General features: G+C 46.2%; 37 protein-coding genes and 1 pseudogene. 8 read left to right on the forward strand and 30 right to left on the reverse strand.

Annotated features, from left to right (window positions below; translation table 11 throughout):
• Nucleotides 1-203: 203 nt before the first annotated feature.
• Nucleotides 204-686, reverse strand: a complete 483-nt coding sequence (locus tag H6F77_RS10530; RefSeq protein WP_206753454.1) for a hypothetical protein — start codon at nucleotides 684-686, stop codon at nucleotides 204-206.
• Nucleotides 687-1,147: 461 nt separating this feature from the next.
• On the opposite strand from H6F77_RS10530, the gene H6F77_RS10535 reads away from it, so the two are divergent.
• The 8 genes and pseudogenes from H6F77_RS10535 to H6F77_RS27850 all read left to right on the forward strand — a co-directional run bounded on the left by H6F77_RS10535 (nucleotide 1,148) and on the right by H6F77_RS27850 (nucleotide 6,896).
• A complete protein-coding gene (locus tag H6F77_RS10535; RefSeq protein ID WP_190488113.1) occupies nucleotides 1,148-3,202 on the forward strand; it encodes an alpha/beta hydrolase family protein in 2,055 nt (684 codons plus the stop codon).
• 123 nt (nucleotides 3,203-3,325) lie between these two features.
• Nucleotides 3,326-3,874, forward strand: a complete 549-nt coding sequence (locus H6F77_RS10540) for a hypothetical protein (RefSeq protein WP_190488115.1) — start codon at nucleotides 3,326-3,328, stop codon at nucleotides 3,872-3,874.
• A gap of 17 nt (nucleotides 3,875-3,891) precedes the next feature.
• Nucleotides 3,892-4,476: a COG3650 family protein gene (locus tag H6F77_RS10545; RefSeq protein WP_190488117.1), complete on the forward strand. Its 585-nt coding sequence runs from the start codon at nucleotides 3,892-3,894 to the stop codon at nucleotides 4,474-4,476.
• A gap of 100 nt (nucleotides 4,477-4,576) precedes the next feature.
• Nucleotides 4,577-4,717 (forward strand): hypothetical protein, encoded by a 141-nt coding sequence (locus H6F77_RS10550; RefSeq protein WP_190488119.1) that lies wholly within the window; start codon nucleotides 4,577-4,579, stop codon nucleotides 4,715-4,717.
• A gap of 136 nt (nucleotides 4,718-4,853) precedes the next feature.
• Nucleotides 4,854-5,027 (forward strand): annotated as a pseudogene (locus tag H6F77_RS10555) (DUF4351 domain-containing protein); the annotation flags it as partial.
• An 86-nt stretch (nucleotides 5,028-5,113) separates the two neighbouring features.
• Nucleotides 5,114-6,463 carry a TIGR03279 family radical SAM protein gene (locus tag H6F77_RS10560; protein WP_190488121.1) on the forward strand — a complete coding sequence of 450 codons (1,350 nt, stop codon included), beginning with the start codon at nucleotides 5,114-5,116 and terminating at the stop codon, nucleotides 6,461-6,463.
• Nucleotides 6,463-6,657, forward strand: coding sequence for a hypothetical protein (locus H6F77_RS10565; protein ID WP_190488123.1), 195 nt, complete (start codon nucleotides 6,463-6,465; stop codon nucleotides 6,655-6,657). Before H6F77_RS10560 ends, H6F77_RS10565 begins: the two co-directional genes overlap by 1 nt.
• Nucleotides 6,651-6,896, forward strand: a complete 246-nt coding sequence (locus H6F77_RS27850; RefSeq protein ID WP_309228829.1) for a type II toxin-antitoxin system PemK/MazF family toxin — start codon at nucleotides 6,651-6,653, stop codon at nucleotides 6,894-6,896. Before H6F77_RS10565 ends, H6F77_RS27850 begins: the two co-directional genes overlap by 7 nt.
• 181 nt (nucleotides 6,897-7,077) lie before the next feature.
• On the opposite strand, the gene H6F77_RS10575 is transcribed toward H6F77_RS27850, so the two are convergent.
• From H6F77_RS10575 to rplB, 29 genes are all read right to left on the reverse strand, one after another.
• Nucleotides 7,078-8,772: an ABC-F family ATP-binding cassette domain-containing protein gene (locus H6F77_RS10575; protein WP_190488125.1), complete on the reverse strand. Its 1,695-nt coding sequence runs from the start codon at nucleotides 8,770-8,772 to the stop codon at nucleotides 7,078-7,080.
• A gap of 849 nt (nucleotides 8,773-9,621) precedes the next feature.
• On the reverse strand, nucleotides 9,622-10,719 hold the full coding sequence (gene prfA, locus H6F77_RS10580; protein ID WP_190488127.1) for a peptide chain release factor 1: 1,098 nt from the start codon (nucleotides 10,717-10,719) through the stop codon (nucleotides 9,622-9,624).
• A gap of 99 nt (nucleotides 10,720-10,818) precedes the next feature.
• Nucleotides 10,819-11,073: a 50S ribosomal protein L31 gene (rpmE, locus tag H6F77_RS10585; RefSeq protein ID WP_190488129.1), complete on the reverse strand. Its 255-nt coding sequence runs from the start codon at nucleotides 11,071-11,073 to the stop codon at nucleotides 10,819-10,821.
• Between the two features lie 136 nt (nucleotides 11,074-11,209).
• Nucleotides 11,210-11,626, reverse strand: coding sequence for a 30S ribosomal protein S9 (rpsI, locus tag H6F77_RS10590; protein WP_190488131.1), 417 nt, complete (start codon nucleotides 11,624-11,626; stop codon nucleotides 11,210-11,212).
• On the reverse strand, nucleotides 11,626-12,081 hold the full coding sequence (gene rplM / locus H6F77_RS10595; protein ID WP_190488133.1) for a 50S ribosomal protein L13: 456 nt from the start codon (nucleotides 12,079-12,081) through the stop codon (nucleotides 11,626-11,628). Before rplM ends, rpsI begins: the two co-directional genes overlap by 1 nt.
• Before the next feature lie 97 nt (nucleotides 12,082-12,178).
• Nucleotides 12,179-13,003 (reverse strand): tRNA pseudouridine(38-40) synthase TruA, encoded by an 825-nt coding sequence (gene truA, locus H6F77_RS10600; protein WP_190488135.1) that lies wholly within the window; start codon nucleotides 13,001-13,003, stop codon nucleotides 12,179-12,181.
• A 45-nt stretch (nucleotides 13,004-13,048) separates the two neighbouring features.
• Nucleotides 13,049-13,399 (reverse strand): 50S ribosomal protein L17, encoded by a 351-nt coding sequence (rplQ, locus tag H6F77_RS10605; protein WP_190488137.1) that lies wholly within the window; start codon nucleotides 13,397-13,399, stop codon nucleotides 13,049-13,051.
• Nucleotides 13,400-13,484: 85 nt separating this feature from the next.
• A complete protein-coding gene (locus H6F77_RS10610; protein WP_309228830.1) occupies nucleotides 13,485-14,432 on the reverse strand; it encodes a DNA-directed RNA polymerase subunit alpha in 948 nt (315 codons plus the stop codon).
• Nucleotides 14,433-14,636: 204 nt separating this feature from the next.
• Nucleotides 14,637-15,029 (reverse strand): 30S ribosomal protein S11, encoded by a 393-nt coding sequence (rpsK, locus tag H6F77_RS10615; RefSeq protein ID WP_190488141.1) that lies wholly within the window; start codon nucleotides 15,027-15,029, stop codon nucleotides 14,637-14,639.
• Nucleotides 15,030-15,172: 143 nt separating this feature from the next.
• Nucleotides 15,173-15,556 carry a 30S ribosomal protein S13 gene (rpsM, locus tag H6F77_RS10620; protein WP_190488143.1) on the reverse strand — a complete coding sequence of 128 codons (384 nt, stop codon included), beginning with the start codon at nucleotides 15,554-15,556 and terminating at the stop codon, nucleotides 15,173-15,175.
• A gap of 202 nt (nucleotides 15,557-15,758) precedes the next feature.
• Nucleotides 15,759-15,872 carry a 50S ribosomal protein L36 gene (gene rpmJ, locus H6F77_RS10625; RefSeq protein WP_190488146.1) on the reverse strand — a complete coding sequence of 38 codons (114 nt, stop codon included), beginning with the start codon at nucleotides 15,870-15,872 and terminating at the stop codon, nucleotides 15,759-15,761.
• 103 nt (nucleotides 15,873-15,975) lie between these two features.
• On the reverse strand, nucleotides 15,976-16,200 hold the full coding sequence (gene infA, locus H6F77_RS10630; protein WP_008191178.1) for a translation initiation factor IF-1: 225 nt from the start codon (nucleotides 16,198-16,200) through the stop codon (nucleotides 15,976-15,978).
• A 199-nt stretch (nucleotides 16,201-16,399) separates the two neighbouring features.
• Nucleotides 16,400-16,966, reverse strand: a complete 567-nt coding sequence (locus H6F77_RS10635) for an adenylate kinase (RefSeq protein WP_190488148.1) — start codon at nucleotides 16,964-16,966, stop codon at nucleotides 16,400-16,402.
• Nucleotides 16,967-17,150: 184 nt separating this feature from the next.
• Nucleotides 17,151-18,497, reverse strand: coding sequence for a preprotein translocase subunit SecY (secY, locus tag H6F77_RS10640; protein WP_190488150.1), 1,347 nt, complete (start codon nucleotides 18,495-18,497; stop codon nucleotides 17,151-17,153).
• 123 nt (nucleotides 18,498-18,620) lie between these two features.
• Nucleotides 18,621-19,091 carry a 50S ribosomal protein L15 gene (gene rplO, locus H6F77_RS10645; protein ID WP_190488152.1) on the reverse strand — a complete coding sequence of 157 codons (471 nt, stop codon included), beginning with the start codon at nucleotides 19,089-19,091 and terminating at the stop codon, nucleotides 18,621-18,623.
• A gap of 108 nt (nucleotides 19,092-19,199) precedes the next feature.
• Nucleotides 19,200-19,763 carry a 30S ribosomal protein S5 gene (gene rpsE / locus H6F77_RS10650; protein WP_190488154.1) on the reverse strand — a complete coding sequence of 188 codons (564 nt, stop codon included), beginning with the start codon at nucleotides 19,761-19,763 and terminating at the stop codon, nucleotides 19,200-19,202.
• Nucleotides 19,763-20,125 (reverse strand): 50S ribosomal protein L18, encoded by a 363-nt coding sequence (gene rplR, locus H6F77_RS10655; RefSeq protein WP_190488156.1) that lies wholly within the window; start codon nucleotides 20,123-20,125, stop codon nucleotides 19,763-19,765. Before rplR ends, rpsE begins: the two co-directional genes overlap by 1 nt.
• Before the next feature lie 2 nt (nucleotides 20,126-20,127).
• The gene (gene rplF / locus H6F77_RS10660; protein ID WP_190488158.1) at nucleotides 20,128-20,667 is read right to left on the reverse strand and encodes a 50S ribosomal protein L6; all 540 of its coding nucleotides are present in this window, start codon (nucleotides 20,665-20,667) and stop codon (nucleotides 20,128-20,130) included.
• A gap of 73 nt (nucleotides 20,668-20,740) precedes the next feature.
• Entirely contained in the window at nucleotides 20,741-21,142 is a 402-nt protein-coding gene (gene rpsH / locus H6F77_RS10665; RefSeq protein WP_190488160.1) for a 30S ribosomal protein S8, read from the reverse strand.
• Between the two features lie 23 nt (nucleotides 21,143-21,165).
• Nucleotides 21,166-21,711 (reverse strand): 50S ribosomal protein L5, encoded by a 546-nt coding sequence (rplE, locus tag H6F77_RS10670; protein ID WP_190488161.1) that lies wholly within the window; start codon nucleotides 21,709-21,711, stop codon nucleotides 21,166-21,168.
• Between the two features lie 106 nt (nucleotides 21,712-21,817).
• Entirely contained in the window at nucleotides 21,818-22,183 is a 366-nt protein-coding gene (rplX, locus tag H6F77_RS10675; protein ID WP_242022048.1) for a 50S ribosomal protein L24, read from the reverse strand.
• Complete coding sequence (gene rplN, locus H6F77_RS10680) at nucleotides 22,183-22,551, reverse strand: 50S ribosomal protein L14 (protein WP_190488163.1); 369 nt, start codon at nucleotides 22,549-22,551, stop codon at nucleotides 22,183-22,185. The genes rplX and rplN overlap by 1 nt, the downstream gene beginning before the upstream one ends.
• Before the next feature lie 82 nt (nucleotides 22,552-22,633).
• Nucleotides 22,634-22,870 carry a 30S ribosomal protein S17 gene (gene rpsQ, locus H6F77_RS10685; RefSeq protein ID WP_190488166.1) on the reverse strand — a complete coding sequence of 79 codons (237 nt, stop codon included), beginning with the start codon at nucleotides 22,868-22,870 and terminating at the stop codon, nucleotides 22,634-22,636.
• A 6-nt stretch (nucleotides 22,871-22,876) separates the two neighbouring features.
• Complete coding sequence (rpmC, locus tag H6F77_RS10690; protein WP_190488168.1) at nucleotides 22,877-23,131, reverse strand: 50S ribosomal protein L29; 255 nt, start codon at nucleotides 23,129-23,131, stop codon at nucleotides 22,877-22,879.
• 3 nt (nucleotides 23,132-23,134) lie between these two features.
• The gene (gene rplP / locus H6F77_RS10695; protein WP_190488170.1) at nucleotides 23,135-23,554 is read right to left on the reverse strand and encodes a 50S ribosomal protein L16; all 420 of its coding nucleotides are present in this window, start codon (nucleotides 23,552-23,554) and stop codon (nucleotides 23,135-23,137) included.
• A gap of 98 nt (nucleotides 23,555-23,652) precedes the next feature.
• Nucleotides 23,653-24,378, reverse strand: a complete 726-nt coding sequence (gene rpsC / locus H6F77_RS10700; RefSeq protein ID WP_190488172.1) for a 30S ribosomal protein S3 — start codon at nucleotides 24,376-24,378, stop codon at nucleotides 23,653-23,655.
• Nucleotides 24,379-24,482: 104 nt separating this feature from the next.
• Complete coding sequence (gene rplV, locus H6F77_RS10705) at nucleotides 24,483-24,848, reverse strand: 50S ribosomal protein L22 (RefSeq protein WP_190488180.1); 366 nt, start codon at nucleotides 24,846-24,848, stop codon at nucleotides 24,483-24,485.
• An 83-nt stretch (nucleotides 24,849-24,931) separates the two neighbouring features.
• Nucleotides 24,932-25,210 (reverse strand): 30S ribosomal protein S19, encoded by a 279-nt coding sequence (rpsS, locus tag H6F77_RS10710; RefSeq protein WP_190488182.1) that lies wholly within the window; start codon nucleotides 25,208-25,210, stop codon nucleotides 24,932-24,934.
• Nucleotides 25,211-25,326: 116 nt separating this feature from the next.
• Entirely contained in the window at nucleotides 25,327-26,190 is an 864-nt protein-coding gene (gene rplB, locus H6F77_RS10715; protein ID WP_190488184.1) for a 50S ribosomal protein L2, read from the reverse strand.
• Nucleotides 26,191-26,246 lie beyond the last annotated feature (56 nt).

Raw genomic sequence — 26,246 nt, forward strand, 5'->3', positions numbered from 1 at the left:
GGGTGGGCACTGCCCACCCTACAATTATGTTTAGATGGTGGGCACTGATGAGCAAATTTCATTATAAGAGAATATTTATTGAGCAATAGAAACCGGAGAATTTAAAACCAAAACTGCCGAGATTTCCACAAGGCTAAGTAGCGATCGCGCTTGCATCAACTCTCTCCTAATTTATAAAAACTCAAGGTAGCTTTATTAAGTTGTCAACAGCCACAATACCCTTTCACTCGTACAATTTTATTACGTCCACCACTGCTAACTGTAATGGTAGCATTGTAAAGTGCTGATTCATATCCAGTTTCTGCTAGAACATAATCAACACGCACCCTGATGCCATTAGCACTATAGGTAATACTAACTGTGTCTCCTTTTTTATTCCGTTTTTCACTTACAAATTTTAATTTAGTGTCTCTACCGTCGATATTCATCAATCCACCCTCATATAATGAACCCGATACAAAAACCCGGCGGCTAGAACGTTTACGATGGTCGGCAGGGGATTGCAAAGAGCAGCCACATCCTGATTCAACATCACCCTTAATGACCCCAACCACAGGTTGGTTAAGCATTTTGGCACTCGCTGATTTATCTTTGGAAATAGTATTTTGAGATGCTTGACCTGAAAGCATCAACTGAGATAAGACTGTGGCAGTTACAAGTGTTGAAATAATTGTCTTTTTCATCATTTTTCTCCCAAATTACCTAGATCCAACTCTGGTTGCTTGTGTCCTTTGCGGGTAAAAAAATTGTGCTGCTGCAACCAGCGTACCACTTGAACAAAACAACAATTTTTTATTCATGGTAAATTTTACCTTGGTTGATTGACTTGACACAGTAAAGTTTGTCTTTAACCCGCTAATGCTTTATAAAGCAAAATTACTCAACTTGTCTGCGCCCTCTGGCTAAATTCTAAACTCATCCTCAAAGTTAACTGACGAAGCGAACGTGCAGTTTCCATGAGCCATGTTGAATTTATAAGAACCGTGTTTACAATCTGGGCTGTTGCCTAAACCCTTTGTCAAAGAAGCTTGACACAAGGTACTTGCTCGCGACGCAATTACTCTCAGACAACTTACGATAAATTGCTAATGTCTGGGGGTTATCCTTTGGTGTAGGGTGGTTATTAAGTCGTCTGGGAGACAAGAGGATGAGATCATTCAAGTTGACAGCTGCTTTACTGGTACTGGGAGCAACGGTATACAGCACGAAGGCTGATGCAAGACGAGCGCCAAATCACAAATCATCACTCCTAAAAGAAGCAACCTCACAATCTCCATCACTGGTAGCGCAAAACGCTAGGAAATGTCCTAAAGATCGCATACCAGTGACAGTAAACGCGCCTGGTGGTCAATCACCATCCTATGCTGGCAAGCTTAATCCAAACGTAGATCCTGGAACGCGCTGTATCTTCTTTAAAGATGTTAGCTTTGATGGGCGACTACAGCGGTCAAGGCCAAGACAAACATGGCTGATAATTCACGGTTGGAGAAACGACTCTGAAGATGGTAAGACGGTGCGTTTAGCAAAAGAAATCGCCAAGCAAAAACCAGAAGACAGAGTTTTAATTCTTGACTGGGGACAGGCAGCAAAAAATGAAGGTGAAACTAACATTCCTGTTCTCAATGTGAACCTGGGTAACTATTATGCTACAAGCTGGATTAGACCCGTAGCTGAAGTGGCAGTCCAAGAACTGAGAAAGAGGGGAATTGACAACAAGGAAGCAAGCGAAAACCTCAATTTAGTTGGTCATAGCCTTGGCTCAATGCTTGCTGCTGAAATCGGTGCCGTTTATCTGGGACTAGATCCAAAGGGAAATAGAGTAAGCAATGAGGGGGTACGTGTCAACAGAATAATTGCACTTGATCCGCCATCAGAACTGAATGTCGATATATTTGCCAACATTGGGGGATATGATGTAGACGGCAGGACACCAGCCTACACAGCAGCAGAAGGTAAAAAACCAAGGGTACTTCATCCCGAAGCTGTAGACTCACCTAAAAAGTTCCGTGATGTATCTCGGTTTTCTAGAGCATTTGTAGGGTCGCGAAGCGTTGCTGGAAATCAAGAATTTGCTAGCTGGGCGCATGAGTCATTCCAGATGGAATTTGGTGGTCTTAGTGATGAGCATGGGCGGGTTGTGGAGACTTTTATCAAACTTATCTCCGAACATCCATTTAAACAACCAGGTTCAAAGGATAGCTTCCTAGACCTTGACGATAGCAAGGAACATAATGATTGCAATGGTAAAAGCAATAAATTTATAAAATGTGACGCCTATAACCCCAAACATGAAGGATCAATTGGAGTTGATTCTTCCAATAAACCTACTTCAGTGCGTTTTAGACAGCCTGGAATGCAAGCTCCTGATGAAGTAGTTGTCAGTGCAAATGGAGACTACACTTACAAGATAGATGGTATCAAGGGAAATAGAACGGTTAGCATTACATCTTTAGGTGGGAATCCTAAAATTTTAATAGATAATTATATTCCAGGTAATCCTGATTCGCCTTTATTCAACCGCTCGGCTAGATATTTAGATGTAAAAGTCGAGTTAGGTCAAGGACAAGCAAAGATAACGATACCGGAAACTAAAGTAACAATTAATTTCACGGGTGTTGGAGAAGTTATTAGCCGCAGAGAAAATCAACGATGGCAGATAGCAGCTGGTTCCACATCGGCGAAACCAGGTGGTTTAATCCGCACTGGCGGCAGCGATTTATCTTCCAGAGAAATACCCTTTGAGATTTGTGGCGAGTCTAAAACTTGGGTGCGCCCAACAGCAACAGAACAAAGAAGACACCTCCAGAACATGGGAAGAGGGCGATATTCTCTAGAGGTTATTGGAGAACTAGGGGGGGATTATTGGACGCATAATATTTTTTCATTTACGAGTTATCCTGGGGGAAGCGGTACTTTTGATATTACGCATCTTTCTGGGTTTTGGACACCTCAAAATCCTTCTCGTCCCTCGACGTGCGATAATGCCATCACCGCCCTTAACTCTGGAAAATTAGCTAGAGTCTGGGTGTTAAATTACAGAGTAATAAGTATCAAATGGTTGGCAAACCGCTATGTTATGGTAGTTAAGCCTACAAGTCGCGGTGCCCAAATAATTAACTTTTCAAGGCGAGAGCGTCAAGATTTACTTCCATTAACAGTTGTAGCGGAAAATGGTAGGAAAGTGGCAGTGTTGGCAAAGTGATATTAAGGTATTTCCAATTAAGCACTAGCAAGTAATTCACGCATTTAGAATAACGTAGAATATCCTCTATACATAGGCGATCGCCCTTTCGTTAACTTCCCCCGTTCAATACTCTGTCAATTTATGAAAATAGTACAACAACGGTCAGAAATGCTATTCTTAGCTACTGATTCAATAGTAAAAACCCAAAAATCATATAATGCTAACCTTAAACGCTACTTATGGAAATATTCCTTAGCTGCATTTTTCGCCATTACTGGAACAGCTTTTTTTAGCAATAAAGCCAACGCAACACAATTAAAATTTAAAACCCTAGCTAATCCTGACCTACAGACAGTATTGCTAGTGGCACAAACACAAGAAGCTGGAAATGTTATCTACAGGTCTGAGTTTAGAGTAAATCGTCAAAAATATTGGTTTTTTGCCACTCAATACCAGGGTGGTGCAGTAGTATTAAATATTTCTAAACAAAATTTTAGGGAAACACGACCTTTAAATGTTTTTAAATATCAGTTTATTTCTGATATTAAGAAAGCTCCGAGTAAAAATGCTAATTTCTATTTTACGGTGCGAGATGGTAATGGCTCGAACGTACCTACTACGATTTATAGGCTAGACCTTACTAACCCTAACAATCCAGTAGTGAAAAAGATTCGTACATTTCGCAGCTGATAAGGAAAAAGTCACGAATGAGATTACTAGCGATCGCTGCAAGTTTAGCAACCATTCTACTGATAACCTTTTCTGCTGTAGCTCAGAAAATTGATCGCCTCCCCCCAGCACCGGGAATTAATCTGAGTAGAATTCAGTACGTGCGTGGAGAAACCTCTCCCGATCGCAAACTTGAACGAGCAATCCTCCAAACCGAGTACAGGAAAGATGCGAGTAATACCTCGTATCCGCTACGGTACTCTTACAACAAAGTTGATTTAAACGGCGATGGCAATCCAGAAGCAATAGTTTCTGTCAGATCGTTTGCTGTCTGCGGAACAGGAGGTTGCCCTACCCTGATTTTCAGTTCAGATGGAAAAGACTACCGTTCAGTAGTGTATGAAGTCCTCAGCTTTGGCAGAATCATTGTTACGCCACAAAGAACATCTGGTTGGAACGATTTAATCCAGCCTTATCGCGATCGCGCTGCAAAAGTTACTCGTTATTACATCTCACGGTTCAACGGTAGAAAGTACACTAACTCAGATACCGTGCGACCGAAATCAACCATTAGTGGCAGAGTTTTTCTTGTCTCCGATGACGAACATCCTCTGCGCCCTTGAGTGCTAGCTAGGAGCTTTGGCTGATTGTGCAGCTATTGGAGGCTAGGCACAATACAAACAAGATTGGGTCTAGTATTAGAGTCTTTTGGGAGACAGGGTAATGAGTTTGCTAGATTGGCTGCTGAACAATCAACCGGAACCAGAAGAATCGCAACTCGACCTATTCGACAACTCGCAGCTAACCAAACATGAGCGAGCAGACACAGCTACAATCCGCAATGGCTTTACCATTGCAGCGTGAGCAGATTTCTAACTCTACTCAAATACTCGCTGGTTTAAGGTTTAAGAAAAAATTGATTCGCCAACTTTGCACAGGAGGAATTATAGGGGAATCTGTTATTTACCAACAAATCCTCGAATAAGAGAAGCAAGCAGAAGCATTAGCCATTTTTTTCCGCCTACTTCCGCGCCGGATAGGTACGGTTGAACCAGAAGTGCAAGAGCAAATTCGAGAACTATCCACAGCGCAGCTTGAGCATTTGGGTGAGGCGCTGTTGGATTTCTCAGAAGCGGCGGATCTGACTGTTTGGTTGGAGTCTCGTCAAGGTTAAAAGCCCAAAGCGAGCGCGATATCCAAAAACGCGATCGCCCGCTCAAATTCTTATACGCTATAAAACTAACTACTTTTGCTATTGTTATGAGCGAGTCTTCTATCCATCCTGCCTTAATTACCAAAGTTCTCCCAGATTCCATTGCCGAAGAAATCGGGTTTGAAGCGGGCGATCGCATTGTTTCTATCAACAGCCAGCGTCCCCGCGATTTGATAGATTATAAGTTTCTGTGCGCTGATGAAATTCTAGAGTTAGAAGTTATCGACGCCAAAGGTAAAACCCACTCCCTTGAAATAGAAAAAGACTACGACGAAGACTTGGGATTAGAATTTGAAACAGCCCTATTTGATGGCTTAATTCAGTGTAACAACCGCTGTCCCTTCTGTTTCATCGACCAACAACCACCAGGTAAGCGAGAAACTCTTTATCTCAAAGACGACGATTATCGCCTCAGCTTCCTCTATGGCTCTTATCTTACCCTGACAAACCTCACCCAACGCGAATGGGAACGCATTGAACAAATGCGGCTATCTCCACTCTACGTTTCCGTGCATGCAACTGAGCCAGATGTGCGAATTCGCCTGCTTAAAAATCAACGCGCTGGTCAAATTTTAGACCAACTCAAGTGGTTCCAAAAGCGGCGGTTGCAAATTCACGCTCAAGTTGTTGTTTGTCCCGGAATTAATGATGGGGAACACTTAGAAAGAACGCTGTTAGATTTAGCTAAATTTCACAAAGGTGAAGTGCCTGCTGTAGCTTCTGTGGCAGTAGTTCCAGTTGGTTTGACTCGGTTTCGCCCAAATCAAGATGAACTAAGCCCAGTAAGCCGGGAAAAAGCTGCTGAAGTGATAAAGCAAGTGCAAGCGTTACAGGCACAATTTCGTCAAAAACTGAAGTCTACTTGCGTTTGGTTGGCGGATGAATGGTTTCTGATTGCTGGGGAGGAATTACCCCCAGAATCCCATTATGAAGACTATCCCCAAATTGGTAACGGCGTCGGTTCGATTCGGCAATTTTTGAAGCAATTTCAAGAAGCTGCACAACAACTGCTACCGCAAGAAGTTTCTCCACCCAGAAAGTTAACATGGGTAGTGGGAAATGCTGTTGAAAAAGCGTTTCAACCCATCTTGCAACAGCTTAATCAAGTGCAAGGATTGGAAGTAAATATGGTTGCTTTGTGCAGCCAATATTGGGGACAGACAATTACTGTTACTGGGTTGTTAACGGGTGAGGATTTGCTTGGCGGGTTGCAGGGGAAAGAATTAGGCGATCGCATCCTTCTTCCATCTGTCATGCTAAAGCACGGCGATACTCTGTTTCTCGACGATATGAAGGTTGAAGAACTCGCCGATAAACTGGGTACTCCTATTTTGCCCGTCAGCGGAATTAACGAACTAATCGAGGCTTGTATAAAGCAATCTAAAGGTGAAAATTAATGAGCGTGCATGATGAAACAATCGCCAAAATTCGCCAACTGCCCGAACCGCTTGTTCAGGAGGTGAATGACTTCGTAGAACTCCTGTTGATGAGAAGCGAAGTAATGGAAGTTGCTGAATCAGACTTCTGCGAATATTTGCCGAATTTACAAGAGTATGAAGAACGTCTAGCGCGAGGAGAAATCCAGTGGTGACAATTGGGCGGGGAGATGTGGTTTTATGCGATCTTAACCCAGTGAGAGGTACAGAGCAGGCAGGAATAAGACCTGTGGTAATTATACAAATCGATCGCGCTAATGCCGTTAGTCCTCACACGATAATTGCACCGTTTACAACCAAAATTCGTCGTGTTATTTTACCCTCTCATGTGTTTGTTCCAGCAGGAATTGGGGGTTTAACTGCGGATTCGGTGTTACTTTGCGAACAGCTTTGAGTTGTAGACAAATCCAGAATTATTAAAGCGATCGGTCATTTGGATGATGTCTACCTAGAAGAGTTGGCAAAAGCACTGTGCGCGATTCTAGGTTTGTCACTATAAAACACGCGATCGCCAACTTTTACCATAAGTAGAGACGTTAGATGTAACGTCTCTACTTTGGTTAAACCTATCTCGTTTATTTGCGTTTTGCAGAAGCTTTGGCAGCTTTAGCAGCTTTTTTAGCAGCTTTCTCAGCTTCTAAAGCTGCTAATCTTGCCTGCTCTTTCTCTTCAGCAATTTTGTCAAGATAGTAATGGTAATCTCCCCGATACAGGCGAAATTCTCCATCGCGAATCTCGACAATTTTGTTAGCGACTTTGGAGATAAAATAACGGTCGTGCGATACTAAAATTACCGTACCGTCATAGTTTTGTATCGCCTCTTCCAGCATTTCTTTAGCTGGAATATCCAAGTGGTTGGTAGGCTCATCCAATATCATTAAATTGACTGGAGTCAACAGCATTTTTGCTAATGCCAGACGAGCTTTTTCACCACCGCTGAGAGCTTCAACTTTTTTGAATACGGTGTCGCCGCTAAACAAAAATCGTCCTAAGAGGGTGCGGACTTCTTCATTTTTCCACTCTGGCACTTCGTCATGGATAGTTTCCATAACTGTTTTTGTCAGTTCCAAGGCTTCCGCTTGATTCTGCTCGAAGTAACCGGGAAGGACGTTGTGATCGCCTAATTTAACTATCCCTTCCGTTGGCTTTTCCATACCCGTAATTAGACGCAATAGGGTAGATTTGCCAGCACCATTGGGGCCGAGAAATGCGATGCGATCGCCCCGTTCAATTAACAGTTCCGCGTCTAAAAATAGAATTTTGTCGTCATAAAAATGCGACATTTTTTTAATTTCCACCACCTCTCGTCCGCTGCGCGGCGCGGGGGGAAAGCGGAAGTGCAGGGTTCTTACTCCCGCCACTGGCGCTTCGATGCGCTCAATTTTTTCTAGTTGTTTTTCCCGGCTCTTTGCCTGGGTGCTGCGGGTAGCACTGGCGCGGAAACGGTCAACAAATACTTGCTGTTTTTCCAGCTCTTTTTGCTGGCGTTCGTAAGCACTTAACTGCGCTGCTTGATTCTCTTCTTTTTGTTGCAGATAAGCCGAGTAATTGCCTAAATAAGTAGTAGAAACTCCCCGTTCTGTTTCTACAATTTGCGTGCAGAGACGGTCGAGAAATTCTCTATCGTGGGAAACTATTACCATCGGGGTTTTTAATCCTTTGAGGTAAGTTTCTAACCACTCAATCGTTTCTAAATCTAGGTGGTTTGTAGGTTCGTCCAGCAGCAATAAGTCTGGTTTTTGTAGCAGAATTTTGCCCAAACTCATCCGCATTTGCCAACCGCCACTGAAGGCGCTAACAAGGCGATCGCCATCTTCTGGCTCAAACCCCATCTCTGGCAACATTTTCTCTATTTTTGTCTCTAAGTTGTAGCCATCAAGTGCTTCAAACTGACGCATATACTTATCCAATTTATGGATAAGTTTGTCTAGTTCCTCTGGGGTGGCGGTTTGCATATCTCGCTGCACCTGCGACTGAGACTTCATCGCTTGGTTGGCTTCTTTGAAGACTGTCCAAAATTCTTCCCGTACCGTCCGGGTGGGGTCTACTTCAAATTCTTGGGTGAGGTAAGCTATGTGTAAGCTAGCTGGACGGATGACTTCTCCCGTCGTGGGTTCCATCTCGCCAGCAATAATTTTTAGTTGAGTGGATTTTCCAGCACCGTTGACGCCGACTAAGCCAATGCGATCGCCTGGTTTGACTTCCCAGTTCACATCCTTAAGGATTTCGCCAGTCGGGTAAATTTTACTGATATGTTCTAGTCGCAGCATCAAGTAGTCTCCAAAGCAGGGGATGAATAGGTCAGGCGATCGCAGGTGTCGATTTTATCGTAACAAATTTTAACTATAAGTTACTGACTGACAACCCCTTGGAGACAGATAAAATATTCAAAGGTGCGAGCAGCGCTTCGCGATCGCGCCTCTCCCCCTACTCCCCCACCCGATTAGCTTTCTTGCTGCTGTTGCGCCGCCTGCGTCACTTCCTCTACGCTCAACCCTAGTGCAGTTGCGACTTGCTGGACAATCAATCCCAACGCCAAAAATCGCGCTACTGCTTCTAATTTTGCCTTGAGTTCAGCATCCTGAAAGGCTTCTTGATAGAACCTCGTATTTTTTAGATCTCTTAAACTAACATTGCTGCTATGTCCTTGCGACTATTGTTCGGCAACTTATAAACATAGTTTGACCCTGTTTTCTTTTCTTAAGTTTCAAAGCAAGCGTTGTGAGTCTAGGCAATATCTACTTTGAAAGTATATTTTTGAAATGCATCCAATTAGGATGCATTTTAGATGAAAATATAGAAGTCATCAGCAGCCACAACAACTAATTTATCGCCTATTAGCTACTTAAGAGGAGCAACAATAAAGGCAGCCATTGTGACGCTCTGATAACAGTAAAATAGTAGGATAAAAATGCGATCGCGCCTCTGCTTTATTGCTTTTAATCTTTAACATTCTTGACATTTAAAACACCGTTTGGGCAATATTTCGCACAGTACGAAATAGAGCTTTTTGCCTTTAAGTGCAGGTAATTGTATAAGTTTTGTTTAAACAAAAATGTGCCTAGTTCCTTGACAGGGAACTAGACACATCTTTAGAAAAGCGATCGCGCTGTAGATAATTAGCTAGAAGTTGAAGCAGCCAACTCTGCCAGACGTTCCTGCTGGTCTTGAGAAATACAAGACTGAATAATTTCATCGATATCACCTTCTAAAACCGGGTTCAGCGAAAAATTCTGACCCAAGCGGTGATCCGTCGCCCGACTGTCTTTGTAATTATAAGTGCGGATTTTCTCCGAGCGCGATCCCGTGCCCACCTGACTGCGCCGCATCGACGTAACAGCTTCCTGTTGTTCGCGCAGCTTGATCTCATAAAGCTTGGCACGCAGGATCTGCATCGCCCGTTCTTTGTTTTGCAACTGCGATCGCTCTTCGGTACAGAAAATCCTAATCCCCGTAGGCTTGTGCATCAGGTCAACAGCTGTTTCCACCTTGTTGACGTTTTGCCCACCCGCACCGCCAGACCGAGCCGTAGTCATTTCAATATCCTTCGGGTCGATATGGATTTCCACATCGTCCACCTCTGGCATTACGGCGACAGTAGCAGTTGAGGTGTGAACTCGTCCCCCAGCCTCGGTGACAGGCACGCGCTGCACCCGATGGACGCCCGCTTCAAACTTCAGTTTGCTGTAAACTTGGTCGCCCTGAATCTCCAGAATCGCTTCTTTGAAGCCGCCCATCTCGGCTAGAGACTCGCTTACTAGCTTGACCTTCCAGTTTTGGGTTTCAGCATAGCGCGAGTACATCCGCACTAAGTCGCCAGCCCAGATACTCGCTTCATCACCGCCAGTACCAGCGCGGATTTCCAACATGATGTTCTTGTCATCATTTGGGTCGCGGGGCAATAGCAATACTTTGAGGCGCTTTTCCAACTCTTCTAGCTTTGCTTCTAGTTCTTCGACTTCCAGAGCTGCCATTTGTTGGAACTCTGGCTCGCTTGCCGATTCTTTAACTACCTGTTTTGCTCCCAGCAAGTCTTGCTGAGTGGTTTTCCAGGTATCGTAGGTGTTGACCACTTCCTCTAGTGAAGAGCGCGACCTGGCTACCCGTTGATACTCGTTGGGATCTCTGGCGACATCGGGATCGGCCAGTCGGCGAGTTAATTCATTAAAGGTTTGCTCGACAGATTTTAGTTTCTCCAGCAGGTAAGTTTCAGCCATGACGAGTGCGATCGCTCCTTAAAAACAGCTTGCGTTGCAAAGCATTAAAACTTTCAACCCAGCATCGGCTGGGTGTTTGTAATAAAGCAAGCAACCCCGCTATTTTTTCTGTTTTTTCCCTGAATCCTCTGTTTGGGATTGATCTTCTGAGAGCATGCCGTATTTCCGCATGAAGCGCTCAACTCGGCCTTCTGTGTCAATGATTTTTTGAGTTCCGGTGTAGAAGGGGTGATTACCAGACCATACATCAACGTGCAGTTCTGGTTTAGTCGAGCCAACGGTCATCACTTCTTTGCCGTTACAGAACACCTTCGCTTCTGGATACCACTTGGGGTGAATATCAGGTTTAGCCATTTTTTTCCTCTGTTTGGATTAACGGTTAATAGGGTAATTGGTAATGGGTAATTGGTAATGGGGAAGATTTATTCCCCAGTCTGTTGAACAGGCGTCTTGTCTGTGTCCCAGTGCCCAGTTCCCACTACCTACTAGCTTAACGCTTAGAGTACTGAGGCGCTTTGCGGGCTTTGTGCAAGCCGTATTTCTTGCGCTCTTTAGCTCGCGGATCGCGGGTTAGATAGCCTTCTATTTTCAAAGGCTTGCGGTTTTCTGGATCTAGCTGGCACAGCGCTCTAGCTACTCCCAGACGTATTGAGTCAGATTGTCCTGTCAATCCACCGCCGTGAGCCTTCACCAGAATGTCATACTCAGTTTCGAGTCCCAGCGTTTCTAGCGGGGCTTTCGCTGTTGAGATATAGCTGGCATTGTAGTTGAAGTAATTGTCTCCAGGTCTGTCGTTGACAATCAACTGTCCAGTACCGGGAACTAGGCGCACTCGTGCAATGGAAGCTTTGCGGCGTCCTGTGCCCCAGTACATTGCTTGTCCGCTCTGTTGTTCTAGTGCTTGCATTAGTTCTGTTCTCCTGGAAGGGTATTAATTTTTAGTTCTTGGGGTTTTTGCGCGTCGTGGGGATGGTCTGGCCCCTCATAAACTTTGAGCTTGGTGAACAACTGTTTTCCGAGGGAATTTTTTGGCAGCATCCCCTTGACGGCGTGTTCAATAATTCTCTCTGGCAGACGAGCTTGCAGCTTGGCAAAACTTTCTGTCTTCATACCACCAGGGCGTCCGGAATGGCGGAAGTAGACCTTCTGCGTGCGTTTTTTGCCAGTGACTTGGACTTTCTCGGCGTTAATGACGATTACGAAGTCGCCCGTATCCATGTGGGGGGTGTAGGTTGGTTTGTTTTTTCCCCTCAAAATCATGGCGATCGCGCTGGCCAAACGTCCCAATCGGTGGTCGGCAGCATCGATGATGTACCAAGTTTGGTCTAGGGTATCTTTAGTGGGAAGAGGAGTTTTGTTCATAAGATTTATGAGTGTTGTAGAGACGCGCTGAATCGCGTCTGAGTTTTGAGCTAGTTATTAATCATTACTCATTGGTCAAAAGGCCAATGAGTAATGATTAATGACTGAGGACAAACTTGGGCTGGGTGTCAAACCAAACTTCGCGGTCGAACGGCATTTCTGGGTAGCCAACGCGCAGCAGGCACAGACCTTTGGCGGGGGCAGCATATTTTACTTCATGTCGCCGCTGGTTTACCCAGATTTCGGTGAAGTCTTCGGGCGATCGCTCTCCCTTGCCTACTTGCACCAGCAAACCCACCAGCAGCCTCACCATACCGTATAAAAATCCGTTGGCCTGAATTTCGATCTGAATAAACTGACCTGTTCGGTTACATTCTGCTGCCTGCACGTCTACCCATGAATGAGATCTTCCTGAGTTAGACCTGTGAAAGGCAGCGAAATGGTGCTTTCCCATCATTGGGTTCAGAGCCGCTTGGATTTTCGATTCATCAAGCGGTGCATAATAATAATGCCAACTGAAGGGCTTTACGAACAAGTTAGGCCGATGGTCGGTGTATATCGTATAGCGATAACGCCTAAAGGAAGCTGAGAAGCGAGCGTGCCAGTTTGGGGGTACGGGGGCACTCGCTCGAATCAGAATATCTTTGGGCAGGTGATTGTTTAGAACTGCCGCCCACTTGTCAGCTGGTATGGAACCTGTGGCGTCAAAGTGTGCGACTTGCGCTGCCGCATGAACTCCGGTATCGGTTCGACCGGCTCCTATTAGATTTACCGCTCGCTCCTGCACGCTAGAGAGGACTTTTTCTATTTCCTCCTGTACGCTTCGTCCGTTGGTTTGCCGCTGCCAGCCATGAAAATGAGTGCCCAGGTATTGAATTACCAGGGCAACTCGCTGTTTGTCTGCGTCCTTAGCGTTGTCCATTGCTATTGACTTTTGACTCTGGGGCTATGACCAGCAATGATGACCTCAGACCAGCTCGATGATAGCCATTTCGGCATTGTCTCCCCGACGGCGGATGGTTCGGGAAATGCGGGTATATCCGCCCTGGCGATCTCCGTAGCGAGAAGCGACCTGCTCAAATAGAGCGTGAACGAGATCCTTGTCGTAGATATAGCCCAGGGCTTGGCGACGCGCTGACAACGTGCCGTCTTTAGCTAGGGTAATTATCTTTTCGACTTCTGGCCTCAGCGCTTTTGCTCGCGTTTGAGTGGTGGTGATCCGACCGTGACGAATCAGTTCAGTAGCCAGCGTCCTAAGTAGCGCTTTGCGCTGGTCGGCTGGTAATCCAAGTTGTGGGACGCGACAACGGTGACGCATAATGATCGGTTAATGGGTAATGGTTAATGGTTAATTGGTGATGGATAAGGGCTACCAAAATGGCGATCGCTATTATCCTCTTACCTCAACTTTGTTTTGCCGCCTTTTCATGTGGCAAAGTTATGCCTAGCCGCTTCTGCAAGGCTTCAATTACCTCCTCAGCAGACTTTAGGCCAAAGTTTTTAATTTCTAGCAAATCCTCTTGGGTGTAATCCCGCAAGTCTGCTACCGTGTTAATTTGGGCACGCTTTAGACAGTTGTAAGCTCTCACCGAAAGCTGCAATTCTTCAATTGGAATCTGGCTTGTGGGGTCTTCATCATCTGTATAGTCGTCTTTCATCGACTCTAAGGTGATTTCTTTGAGAGGATTAAACAGATCCACCACTATGCTGGCGGCTTGACTAAGTGCCTCTTGAGGACTAATGCTGCCATTTGTCCAAATTTCCAAAATCAGCCTATCTCTTTCGAGAGAACCATCAATTCTGGCATCTTCAACGCTGTAATTTACCTTATGCACTGGCATAAATACAGCATCTATCTGGAGGAAGTCCACAGCTGTGGCTTCATCGCGTCCCCGTTCTACAGCTCGATAACCTTTGCCTTTGTCAACGCGGAACTCCATTTCCAGCGTTGCTCCCTCAGCTAGTGTTGCCACATATTGCGAGGGAGAAACCACCTCTACTTCGGATGGCAAATCAAATCTTTCGGCTGTTACGGTTGCCGGGCCTTTTACCAGAAGCCTACCAATTTGGTGTTGCGAGGTATGGCTTTTGAGAACAATTTCCTTCATGTTCAGCAAAATTTCCAGAACATCCTCTCGCACCCCCTTTATTGTGGCAAACTCATGGTTAACCCCCGCAATGCGAACCGCTGTCACCGCTGACCCTTCCAGGTTGGACAGCAGAACCCGCCTCAGCGCGTTGCCCACGGTCGTGCCTTGACCGCGTTCGAGAGGCTCCAGGACAAATTTGCTATATTGACTCTGATTCTTCTCAGTCTTGGACTCTACACACTCGATCTGAAACTGCGCCACGGAGTGACCTCCCTTGTTCATAAGACCCCTGGAAAGCACCTTCACGCCTTCCCAACGTTGCTCGATGCAAATTTGCCTAATTTAGATGACAATCCCTACGCACTAACTTTTTTAGATTTAGCTCATAGGCTGCGAACAGTATTAACCGCCGGGATCGTACTCCAACCGACACTTTTTTCCGCCGAGCCGAAAGTAAAATTGTCCCTAGACTCGACGCCGCTTGGGTGGACGGCAGCCGTTGTGGGGAATTGGCGTCACATCGCGGATCATAGTAATTTCCAGATTTGCTCCTTGCAGCGCCCGAATTGCTGTTTCTCGACCTGCTCCAGGTCCACTTACCATTACTTCTACCTGCCGCATTCCCTGATCTACAGCTCTTCGAGCAGCACTTTCGGCGGCTGTCTGAGCCGCAAAAGGCGTTCCTTTCTTAGCTCCTTTAAAGCCGCTAGAGCCGCTGGATGCCCAGGAAATAACGTCACCATTTATGTCAGAAATTGTGACAATAGTGTTGTTAAACGTAGACTGTATGAATGCTACTCCGTTGGGTACGTTGCGTTTTTGCTTTTTTGCACCAGTTTTCTTAGTTGGTCGCGCCATGTCGGTCTATTTGACTGTAGTGATAATTGGTTTGCAGCAATTCGATTGGATATTGGAGATTTTAGATTTTAAATTTAGTCAAAATCTAAAATCCTCGGAGGCGGAGAATCCCGACCTCCGCAAAATCCACAATTGAAACACAGTTATTTAGGCCCTGGAGCCTTTCTCTTGCCAGCAACAGTAAGGCGTCTGCCACGTCTGGTTCGCGCATTTGTGCGCGTCCTCTGTCCGCGCACGGGCAAGCCCATGCGGTGACGGCGGCCACGATATGTACCAATGTCAACTAGGCGCTTGATGTTTATTGACTCCAAGCGCCTAAGATCTCCTTCTACCTCATAGTTGGTTTCTACCGCTTCTCGCAGGGCGGCTACTTGAGGATCGGTTAAGTCTTTTACCCTGATATCGGGATTAACCCCTGTTGTCGCCAAAATTTCCTGAGACCGTGATAGCCCGATTCCATAAATGTATGTCAGACCGATCTCTACGCGCTTTTCGCGGGGAAGGTCTACCCCAGCAATCCGTGCCACGCTTTTTGTCTCCCTCTTATGCGTTGAATGCTAAATTTTTTGACTTTAGACTTTAGACTTTAAACTTTACAATTTAGACTTTGGTTTTTATACCATTAACTGTCTATAATCGATTGTTTGCAGTCTACCCTCACCTCTAGGATGAATAGGGTCAGTCTATAGTTTTTCGTCCCTAGTCACTTGTGTGTTGTGGTTGAACGAGTTATCCTTGGCGTTGCTTGTGTTTTGGGTTAGCACAAATCACCATAACTCGTCCGCGCCGCCGAATAACTCGGCATTTCTCACAAATTTTACGAACAGATGCTCGAACTTTCATGCCTCTCCTGGCAATACTGCAAGCTCAGTATTATATCATTTTTTGCTTGTGTTTGTCAGTAAATTGGAATTGAGTAATTTAATTAGATAAGCTTTTTTTAAACCTATTTCTTGCGTAGACGGTAAGTGATTCTGCCTTTGGTTAAGTCATAGGGTGTCAGTTCAACTTTGACGCGATCGCCTGGGAGAATTTTGATGTAATTCCGGCGTATTTTACCGGAAATATGGGCTAAAACATTAAACCCATTATCCAAATCAACACGAAACATAGCGTTGGGCAGCGATTCTGTCACCGTGCCTTCCATTTCGATTAAATCTTGTTTAGCCAATTTGTCTTTTCCTCAATTAGTACTTGTTTGCTGAAGTTCACTCAGCTGTTCCCAACCCTTTACTTCACGAACGGTATGTTAATCAAGGGGTGGCTTAACATATTTTATCAAATATTTATTCCCAAGCAGGTGAGAGACTTAACTCCTAGTCATCTCACCTAGAGCTGTGACTAACCCCGTACAGATTAAGGAAGGGTAGTTAAAGAGCGATCAGCTCTTTAAGAGTGGTTGTAACTTCATTAAGGGAGCGATCGCCATCCACCGATACCAAAATTTGGCGATCGCTGTAGTAATCAATTAAAGGAGCAGTCTGCTGACGATATACTTCCAAACGGTGGCTAATAACCTCCGGCGTATCATCCGCTCTTCCTTCCTTACGCGCCCGTCCCAGCATCCGCTCAACTAGAACTTCGTCCGCTACTTCCATGTTGACTACGCGATCGCAGCCTTGACTCATTTCCCGCAACAGGTTGTCCAAAAAATTAGCTTGGTTAACGTTACGTGGAAAGCCATCTAGTATCCACCCAGCTTTAGCATCTGGCTGATTTAGACGTTCCCGTATCAAATCCAAAATCAAATCATCCGGAACCAACTCGCCGCGATCCATGTAGGACTTTGCTTTCAGACCCAGAGGCGTACCTTCAGCCTTGGCATTGCGTAAAATGTCACCAGTGGAAATATGAGGAATTTCGCAAACATCAGCCAGTATTTTGGCTTGCGTTCCTTTCCCTGCCCCTGGAGGTCCCAAAAATATCAATCGTGTCACTTGTCGCTTGTCCTTTGTTAGTTGTTAGTTGGGTAAAGGCTAAGCATTGCGGCAATTAAATTTTGGTATGAGCCGCTAAATATTTGTCGCGCAACGCCTGCCACCCTTACAGTTGTTAGTTGTTAGTTGTTATTCGCCACTACCCACTAACAAAAACTACTAACCCCTAACCACTGAGCGCCGCCTACTGTTTGACCATTCCTTCGTAGCGCTGCGAGATAACGTAAGTTTGAATTTGTTTGGCTGTATCAATTGCGACGCCAACCAGAATCAATAAAGAAGTAGCTGCCAAACCCCTAAATGTCGTTACACGGATGACTCCTTCGATAGCTGTTGGGATGATGGCCACCAAACCCAAAAATATAGCACCCAAGAACGTCAGGCGATTCAATACGCGCTCCACATAGTCAGTAGTGGCTTTACCCGGACGAATTCCGGGAATGCTTGCTCCCATCTTCTTCAGGTTCTGCGACAAATCGACTGGGTTAACAATCAGCGAGGAGTAGAAATAGCTGAAGAACACAATCAATACTAGGTAAACCGTTGCATATATCCAGGGTGTCTGACCGTTTGGGTTCAAATAATTACTAGAAACCTGGACTATAACTTGATGGAGATTCGCTACTACTTCATTTTTGCTGTTCTTTGTAACCTGTTCTAAAAAACTAGGTAGAACTAGGACTGAAGATGCAAAAATAATGGGCATAACTCCACCTTGGTTTAGCCGCAGCGGCAGATAGCTATTGCGCTCCCGATATAGACGACGACCTACCTGACGGCGTGCAGAAACAATAGGAATTCGTCTGGTTCCTTCTTGCACAAAGACAATCCCCACAATCATGATGAGGAAAACCAGTAGCAGGATAATTACCCTACCCACGAACTCGCGATCGCTGTTCTGAGCCTGTTCGATAGTTTTGCCCAGAGATGTGGGCAGAGTAGCAACAATATTTAGAAAAATCAACAAGGATGCGCCGTTACCAATCCCTCGCTCTGTAATCAGCTCCGACACCCACATAACAAACATGGATCCTGCTGTCAGAGCCAGCGCTGTTGAAGCAACAAATAACGGTCCTCCGCCATTTATTGCATACCGCTGTAGCAAGGTAGTGGTAATAACACCACTTTGAATTACGGCCCAAACCAGCGATACATACCGAGTTATCTGAGAAATTTTTCGCCGTCCTGCCTCACCTTCATCCTTCTGCAATTTTTCCAAAGAGGGGATGGCCGCAGTCAAAAGCTGGATAATGATGGAGGCATTAATATATGGCAAAATTCCCAGAGCAAAAATGCCCACAGCGGAGAGGCCGCCTCCAGAGAAAATGTCTAAAAAACCAACCAGTTGGTTAGTTTGAAGATCTTGCCCTAGCTGAGCGCGGTTAATTCCGGGGACTGGTATATGAATGCCAAGGCGAATCAAAATTAGCAAGCCGATGGTGACAAGCAGCCGACCGCGAAGGCCAGCTGCTTGAGCCATCTGCATAAAAGTCTCTTGAGCTGTTGGGGCTTTGTCTCGACTTACGACCATTAAGGAATACCTCGCACAAAAGGAGTCATTAGTAAGCAGCCATTAATCAGCACTCTTCAGTCAAAAGCCAGATTAATTCTGGCTTTTTGCTGATAAATTCTGACTTATGGCTTACTTTTGTCTTCATTCTGGCTTCTGGCTTGCAGACTCCTCGATTACTTCACAGCTCCCACCCGCTGCCTCAATCTTGTTGCGAGCACCAGCGGTGAAAGCAGCTGCTTTCACGTTCAGACTCACATTTAGATCTCCGTCACCAAGAATCTTGAGAGGGCCATCATTTGTTGTAATAATTTTGGCCTTTATCAACGAAGCTAGGGTAACATCTGTATTAGCCGGGAGTGAAGCCAGCTTACCTACGTTGATCGTAGTGTATTGTTTGCGATTGATGACAGTAAAGTGCTTTAACTTGGGCAGACGCCGATACAGCGGAAGTTGACCCCCTTCAAAGCCAGGGCGCGTACCTGCCCCCGATCTCGACTTTTGTCCGCGCATCCCTAAACCTGCGCTGGCACCTTGACCTGCTGCAATACCCCTACCTACACGGCGGCGGCGCTTTGTTGAGCCTTTTTTAGGCTGAAGATTATCTAATTTCATGTCTTTTTCCTTTGTTAGTTGTTAGTTGTTAGTTGTTAGTTGTTTAGTGTTGGTTATTAGCCATCTTTACCTATTACCTACTAACTACTAACTACTAACTACTAACCATTAAGCGTATAGGTTTTCGATGGAAATGCCACGTTCTTCAGCCACATCAGCAAATGTGCGTAGTGTGGAAAGGGCATTAACGGCAGCTCTAGCGTTGTTCAATGGATTATTTGAACCCAACTGTTTGGCCAAAATATTGCGAACACCAGCTAATTCCAGCACCGTTCGCACTGCTCCACCTGCAATAACCCCAGTTCCAGGTGCGGCGGGGCGCATCATTACTTTTGCACCTCCACCATCACCGTTAATTGGATGGGGAATGGAATTGGACTTAGTTAAAGGAACATCAATTAAGTGCTTTTTGCCGTCTGCGACGCCTTTGCGTACTGCCCCAATAACATCGCTAGCTTTACCGACTCCAACACCCACCTGCCCACGTTCGTTACCAACGACAACGATCGCACGGAAGCTGAGTTTTTTTCCACCTTTAACAACCTTGCTGACGCGACGTATTTGGATCACGCGCTCTTGAAAGGTGCTTTCCTTTTCTTTGCGGGCAGAGCTTTTGCGACGCTCTTTGCCCTGGCTTTTGTCTTTATCTCTAGGAGTGCGATTTGCGTCCATTAGAAATCTAAACCAGCTTCTCGAGCTGCCTCCGCTAAAGCTTTTACGCGACCGTGGTATAAGTTGCCGCCCCGGTCAAAGACGACTTTTTGAATTCCTTGCTCGAGCGATCGCTGTGCAATCAACTTGCCCACCTGGGCTGATGCTTCACAGCTTGCTCCCGTTGTTAATTGCGACTTTACCTCTGGTTCCAGAGTGGAGGCAGCAGCCAAAGTATGCTGCTTTTGGTCGTCAATAACCTGGGCATAAATGTGCTGGTTCGAGCGAAACACTGCTAGCCTTGGACGGTCTGCTGTCCCGTCTACCTTGCCGCGCACCCGCCGATGTCGAATCCGAATTGATTCTCTACGACTAACCTTCATAATTACTTCTTACCTGCCTTACCAGCTTTACGTCTAACCACTTCACCGGCGTAGCGGATACCTTTACCCTTGTAAACTTCCGGTGGACGGACAGCACGGATTTTGGCGGCTGTGTTCCCTACGATTTCTTTATCAATGCCGCTGACAATCACGTTGGTGTTGTTTTCCACCGCCAACTGGACGCCTTCGGGGGGTTCAATTTGAACCTGGTGGCTGTAACCGACATTCAAGATCAGATTGCGGCCTTGAACCTGCGCTCTATAACCGACCCCTTGAATTTCCAAACGCCGCTGAAATCCTGTAGACACGCCTTCGACCATGTTTGATACCAGGGTGCGAGACAAGCCGTGACGCTGGCGGGCAGGCCGGGAGTCATTTTTGGCTTTCACCAGTATGGTGGAGCCTTCCTGCTCTACTGTCACCTCAGCTGGTAGAATCCTGGAAAGTTGACCTTTAGGACCTTTAATTGCAACTTGTTGCCCATCAATAGCAACTTCTACCTTAGCCGGGATGTTAATGGGGCGCTTGCCAATACGAGACATTACTCACTACTCCTTACTAATTTTGGATTTTGGATTTTGGATTTAATCTAAAATCCAAAATCTAAAATCGGGACTACCAAATGTAGCACAGCACTTCCCCACCTACACCCTGACGCCGCGCTTGACGATCCGTCATAATGCCACTGGAGGTAGAAATAATTGCAATTCCGATACCTCCCAGCACGCGGGGTAATTCTTTGCGGTTGGAGTAAACCCGCAAACCGGGTTTGCTAACTCGCTTCAAGGCGTTAATCAGCGGTTGGCGGTTCTTGCCCTTGTATTTGAGGGTGATCGCCAAATTTCGCTTGACGCCTTCGCCAACTTCTTCAAACTCACCAATGAAGCCTTCTTCCTTGAGTACTTGGGCAATGCTGCGGGTCATTTTTGTTGCCGGTACTTCTGTTGTTTGATGCCGCGATAAACCTGCATTCCGAATGCGGGTCAGCATATCTGCAATTGTGTCGTTCGCCGCCATTGTTCCCTCTTTACTTTACTGCCTCAGCTATCCCGGAAGGGCATACCCATTTCTTTGAGTAAGGCGCGTCCCTCTTCGTCCGTCTTTGCCGTTGTGATGATGGAGACATCCATGCCTCGAATTTGATCGATGCTGTCGTACTCTATTTCTGGAAAAATAAGCTGCTCTCTAATGCCTAAGCTGTAGTTTCCGTGACCGTCAAAGCTTTTCGGACTGACGCCGCGAAAGTCACGAATCCGAGGCAGTGCCAAGCTAATTAGGCGGTCGAGAAAGGCATACATCCGATCGCTTCGCAGTGTTACCATGACGCCCACTGGCATACCTTGGCGGATCTTGAAACCCGCGATCGCTTTTTTGGCTCGCGTCACTACTGGTTTTTGACCTGCGATCCGGCCAATTTCGGTTATAGAAGATTCCAGCGCTTTGGCGTTAGAAGACGCTTCACCCAAGCCCCTGTTGATCGTAACTTTCACTACCTTCGGTACTTGATGGATGTTTGTGTATTTAAACTGCTCCATCAGTTTGGGGACAAGCGTCTCTTGATATATCGATTTCAGTCGTTGTGCCATAGTTTTTTTGTTCCTCCCTGGGCTTGGTCAGGGAAATAGTTTTGCCTGTTTTTGTTGAGTTTTGAGTTACGAAAGTAATTCTAAATTCTCCACTCAAACCTCAATATTATTTGTCGATGATCTCACCAGTTTTCTTCAGCATCCGCACCTTACGCCCATCTTCCGTAAAGGTGTAACAGACACGGCTGGCTACCTTCTCTTTCGTGGAATAAAGCATAACGTTTGAACTGTGGACAGGAGCCTCCAAAGTGATGATTTGGCCGGATTCTCCTTCTTGTTGAGGTTTGACGTGCTTGGTTATGATGTTAACCCCTTTGACAATCACCTTACTGAGTTTTGGTAACGTCCGGAGGATTTCACCTACCTTGTCTTTATCTTTACCAGAAATCACCTGTACCGTATCGCCTTTTTTGACGTGCATTTTATGGCGTACAGTAGTTTTGGTTTTGGCAGTTTTATATTGTTTTGCCATCAGAGTACCTCGGGAGCTAAAGAAACAATTTTGGTGAAGTTCTTATCGCGCAGCTCACGCGCAACAGGACCGAAAACGCGAGTTCCTCTGGGGTTGTTGTCTGCGTTGATAATTACGGCAGCATTGTCGTCGAAACGAATGCTCATACCGCTATCGCGGCGCATACCCTTGCGGGTGCGGACGATCACAGCTCGCACTACGTCTGATTTTTTTACCGCCATATTAGGAATAGCATCTTTGACAACGGCGATGATCACGTCGCCAACGCCGCCATAGCGACGGTTCCCGGCACCCAAGACGCGGATGCACATCAATTTTCGTGCCCCGCTATTGTCAGCGACATTTAGGTAGGATTGGGGTTGTATCACAATTTATCTCCCTGCAAGATTTTGGATTTTGGATTAGTGATAATGGACTTTATTTGTAAATCCAAAATCTAAAATGCAAAATTTATTTGAGGATTTCCGCAACGATCCAACGCTTGGTACGACTTAGGGGGCGCGTTTCCTGAATGCGGACGCGATCGCCCTCTTTGCACTCATTTGCCTCGTCGTGAGCTTTGTATCGCTTGGTACGCACCACAATTTTTCCGTACTTGGGGTCTGGAGAACGGTTTTCCACCGCCACTACGACTGTCTTATTCATCTTGTCGCTTACAACCAGACCCACTCTTTCTTTAACTGGCATTGGAGTCTACTCCTCGTCTTTTGCATCAGGTTGTGTAACGCTCTCTGTCTCAGAAGAAGCCGCAGCTTGCCGCCGCTCTCCTTCCACAGTCATCAACTGCGCCAGACGATGTTTGGCATGTTTAAACTGGTGCGGCTTTTCCAAACGTCGAGTTGCTTGCTGCATCCGCAATTCAAACAACTGACGCTTGGCAGCTAAAATCTCATCAGCCAGTTGTGCGTCGTTTAAGTTTCTGGCATCTTCTATCTTGGGCAGAGGCATAATCTACGACTGTTCCTCTTCACGAGTGATAAACTTCGTCTTAATCGGCAACTTTTGTGAAGCCAAGCGCATGGCCTCTCTCGCGGTTTCTTCGGAAACTCCGGAAATTTCAAACAACACGCGCCCCGGTTTAACTACAGCCACCCAAAACTCTGGCGAGCCTTTACCAGATCCCATCCGCGTTTCAGCAGGACGCATGGTAACGGGTTTATCCGGGAAAATGCGAATCCAGATTTTTCCACCCCGACGAATATAACGGGTCATCGCTCGACGGCTGGCTTCAATTTGGCGCGAGGTAATCCAGGCGGGTTCTGTGGACTGGAGACCAAACTCACCAAAGTTAAGGTTGTTACCGCGAGTGGCTAGGCCAGCCATACGCCCGCGCTGTTGTTTGCGGAATTTAGTTCTTCTGGGACTTAACATGATTTGGTAATTGGGAATTGGGAATTGGGAATTGAGAATTGGGAATTGGGAATTGGGTTTGTTCTTTCCTATTACCCATTACCCATTACCGCTTCCCCTTATTCAGAACGGTCTTCAAAATTCTGACGGCGGCGACGCTGTTGTTGACGGCGTGGTTGAGCCGCAGGAGTAGGCTCTTGTTCCTGACCGGGAATTATTTCCCCTTTGAAGATCCAAACTTTGACGCCAAGAATTCCGTAGATGGTTTTGGCTGTCCGGTAAGCATAATCAATGTCTGCGCGGAGGGTATGCAGAGGTACTCTGCCTTCTCTCGTCCATTCGGTTCGGGCAATTTCCGCCCCATTTAACCGACCGCTTACCTGCACTTTAATTCCTTGAACTTCAGCGCGTTGGGCGCGTTGAATTGCCTGACGCACGACTCTCCGGAAGGAAACCCGTCTCTCTAGCTGTTGGGCAATGTACTCAGCAATCAGCCCTGCATCGGCATCAACCCGTTGTACTTCCACAACGTTAATGCGAATCTGACGGCTGCCGCTGCCCAGTTCTTGTACAAGACCGGCACGCAGTTGTTCAATGCCTGCACCGCCTCTACCCACAACTACGCCAGGACGAGCTGTATGGATTTCTAAATCTATCTGATCGGCTTTGCGCTCAATTCGCACTGCTGCAATACCAGCATTGCTGAGAGTTCTCTCAACAAACTGCCGAATTTTGTGGTCTTCTTGCAAAAGTTCGGGATAGCGCTTGGCATCGGCATACCAACGGGAACGATGCTCTTGGGTAATACCCAGCCTAAACCCAATTGGATGAATTTTCTGTCCCACAAATACCTCCTATCTAATAGCGTTGAGCGTTGAGTTTTAAGTTTTGAATTTAATAATTAAAACTTTTCACTCCTAATTCATAACCCGTTGATGCTAAGTCTTGACTATTCTTGCTCGCTTGCGTCAGCCGCAACAGCAACGGTGATATGGCACGTTGGCTTGCGAATTTGATAGGCTCTACCTTGAGCGCGGGGTCTAAATCTCTTCAGCGATGGCCCCTGATCGGCATAAGCCTGAGAAATCACCAGGTTATTACGGTCAAGCCCAGCGTTATGCTCGGCGTTAGCCACAGCTGAACGGACTAACTTACGGATTGGTTCGCAAGCGCGATAGGGCATAAACTCCAAAATAATTAGAGCTTCTCGATAAGATATTCCCCTAATCTGATCGAGAACCCGCCGTACTTTGTGAGCCGACATTCTGACGTAACGCGCGCTCGCTTTTACTTCTGTATTTGTATCAACCGCCATAATCTTCTCCTAGACTTATAAATTCTGAATTATGAATTACAAATTCCGAATTAAATTCATCGTTCATAATTCAAAATTCATAATTATCTACCCGACTTCTTATCGCTCTTCGAGTGTCCGCGAAACGTCCGCGTGGGAGCAAATTCGCCTAATTTGTGCCCTACCATCTGTTCGCTGACAAAAACGGGAACGTGTTGACGTCCGTTGTGAACTGCTATCGTATGTCCCACCATCTGCGGCAGTATTGTCGAAGCACGAGACCAAGTTTTGATCAACTGCTTTTCGCCCTTGGCGTTGAGCTTTTCAATCTTACTCAGCAGATGATCCGCAACAAAAGGACCTTTTTTAAGAGAACGACCCATATTTACAGAATTGTGAGTTTTGAATTATCAGGCAACCAACTAAATACTAAAGATAGTTAATAAGTTTGAGCTTTGAGTTAAAAAGCCTTACCTTCATCACTCAAACTCATAACTATTTAAGACTCGCGACCACCACGGCTACGCTTAGAGGTTTTCCGACGACGACGGACAATCAAAGAATTACTAGGCTTCTTCGGTTTGCGAGTTTTAGCTCCCAAGGTTGGCTTACCCCAAGGCGTCACTGGCCCCGGACGACCGATAGGCGCACGCCCTTCACCACCACCGTGCGGGTGGTCAACTGGGTTCATCACGCTTCCTCTGACTTTGGGGCGGCGTCCTTTCCAGCGATTACGACCAGCCTTACCAATGCTTATATTTCTGGCTTCGATGTTGCCGACTTGTCCAATTGTGGCGTAGCACTCGCGACGCACCATACGGACTTCACCTGAAGGCAGCTTAATCGTTACATAATCGCCTTCTTTAGCTACCACCTGAGCGGCTGCACCAGCTGCGCGAACAATTTGGCCGCCCTTACCTGCCACCAATTCCACATTATGAACTGTTGTACCCAAGGGAATTTTGCCTAGTGGCAGAGCATTGCCAATTTCAATTGGTGCGTCGGGTCCAGCGCTGATGGACGTACCCACCATCAACCCAACTGGGTGGAGAATATAACGTTTTTCTCCATCTTGGTAAAACACTAGGGCAATCCTAGCGTTGCGGTTGGGGTCGTACTCAATCGCGGCTACTTTAGCAGGTATGTTGCGCTTGTCGCGACGAAAGTCAATTATGCGATAAAGCTGTTTGTGGCCGCCACCGCGCCGCCTGCTGGTTATGATGCCGCGATTGTTGCGCCCTTGAGGGCTATGGCTGTTGCGAGTTAGTGATTTCTCCGGCTCACTCTTTGTGATTTCAGAAAAGTCAGAAACGCTACGTTGCCGAGTTCCTGGAGTGTATGGCCGATAAATGCGGGTGCCCATAACAGAGTTGTTAGTTGTTAGTTGTTAGTTGTTAGTCATTGGTTGTTAGTTTCTAG

Origin of the sequence: Microcoleus sp. FACHB-831, from assembly GCF_014695585.1 — a bacterium.
GTDB lineage: Bacteria > Cyanobacteriota > Cyanobacteriia > Cyanobacteriales > FACHB-T130 > FACHB-831.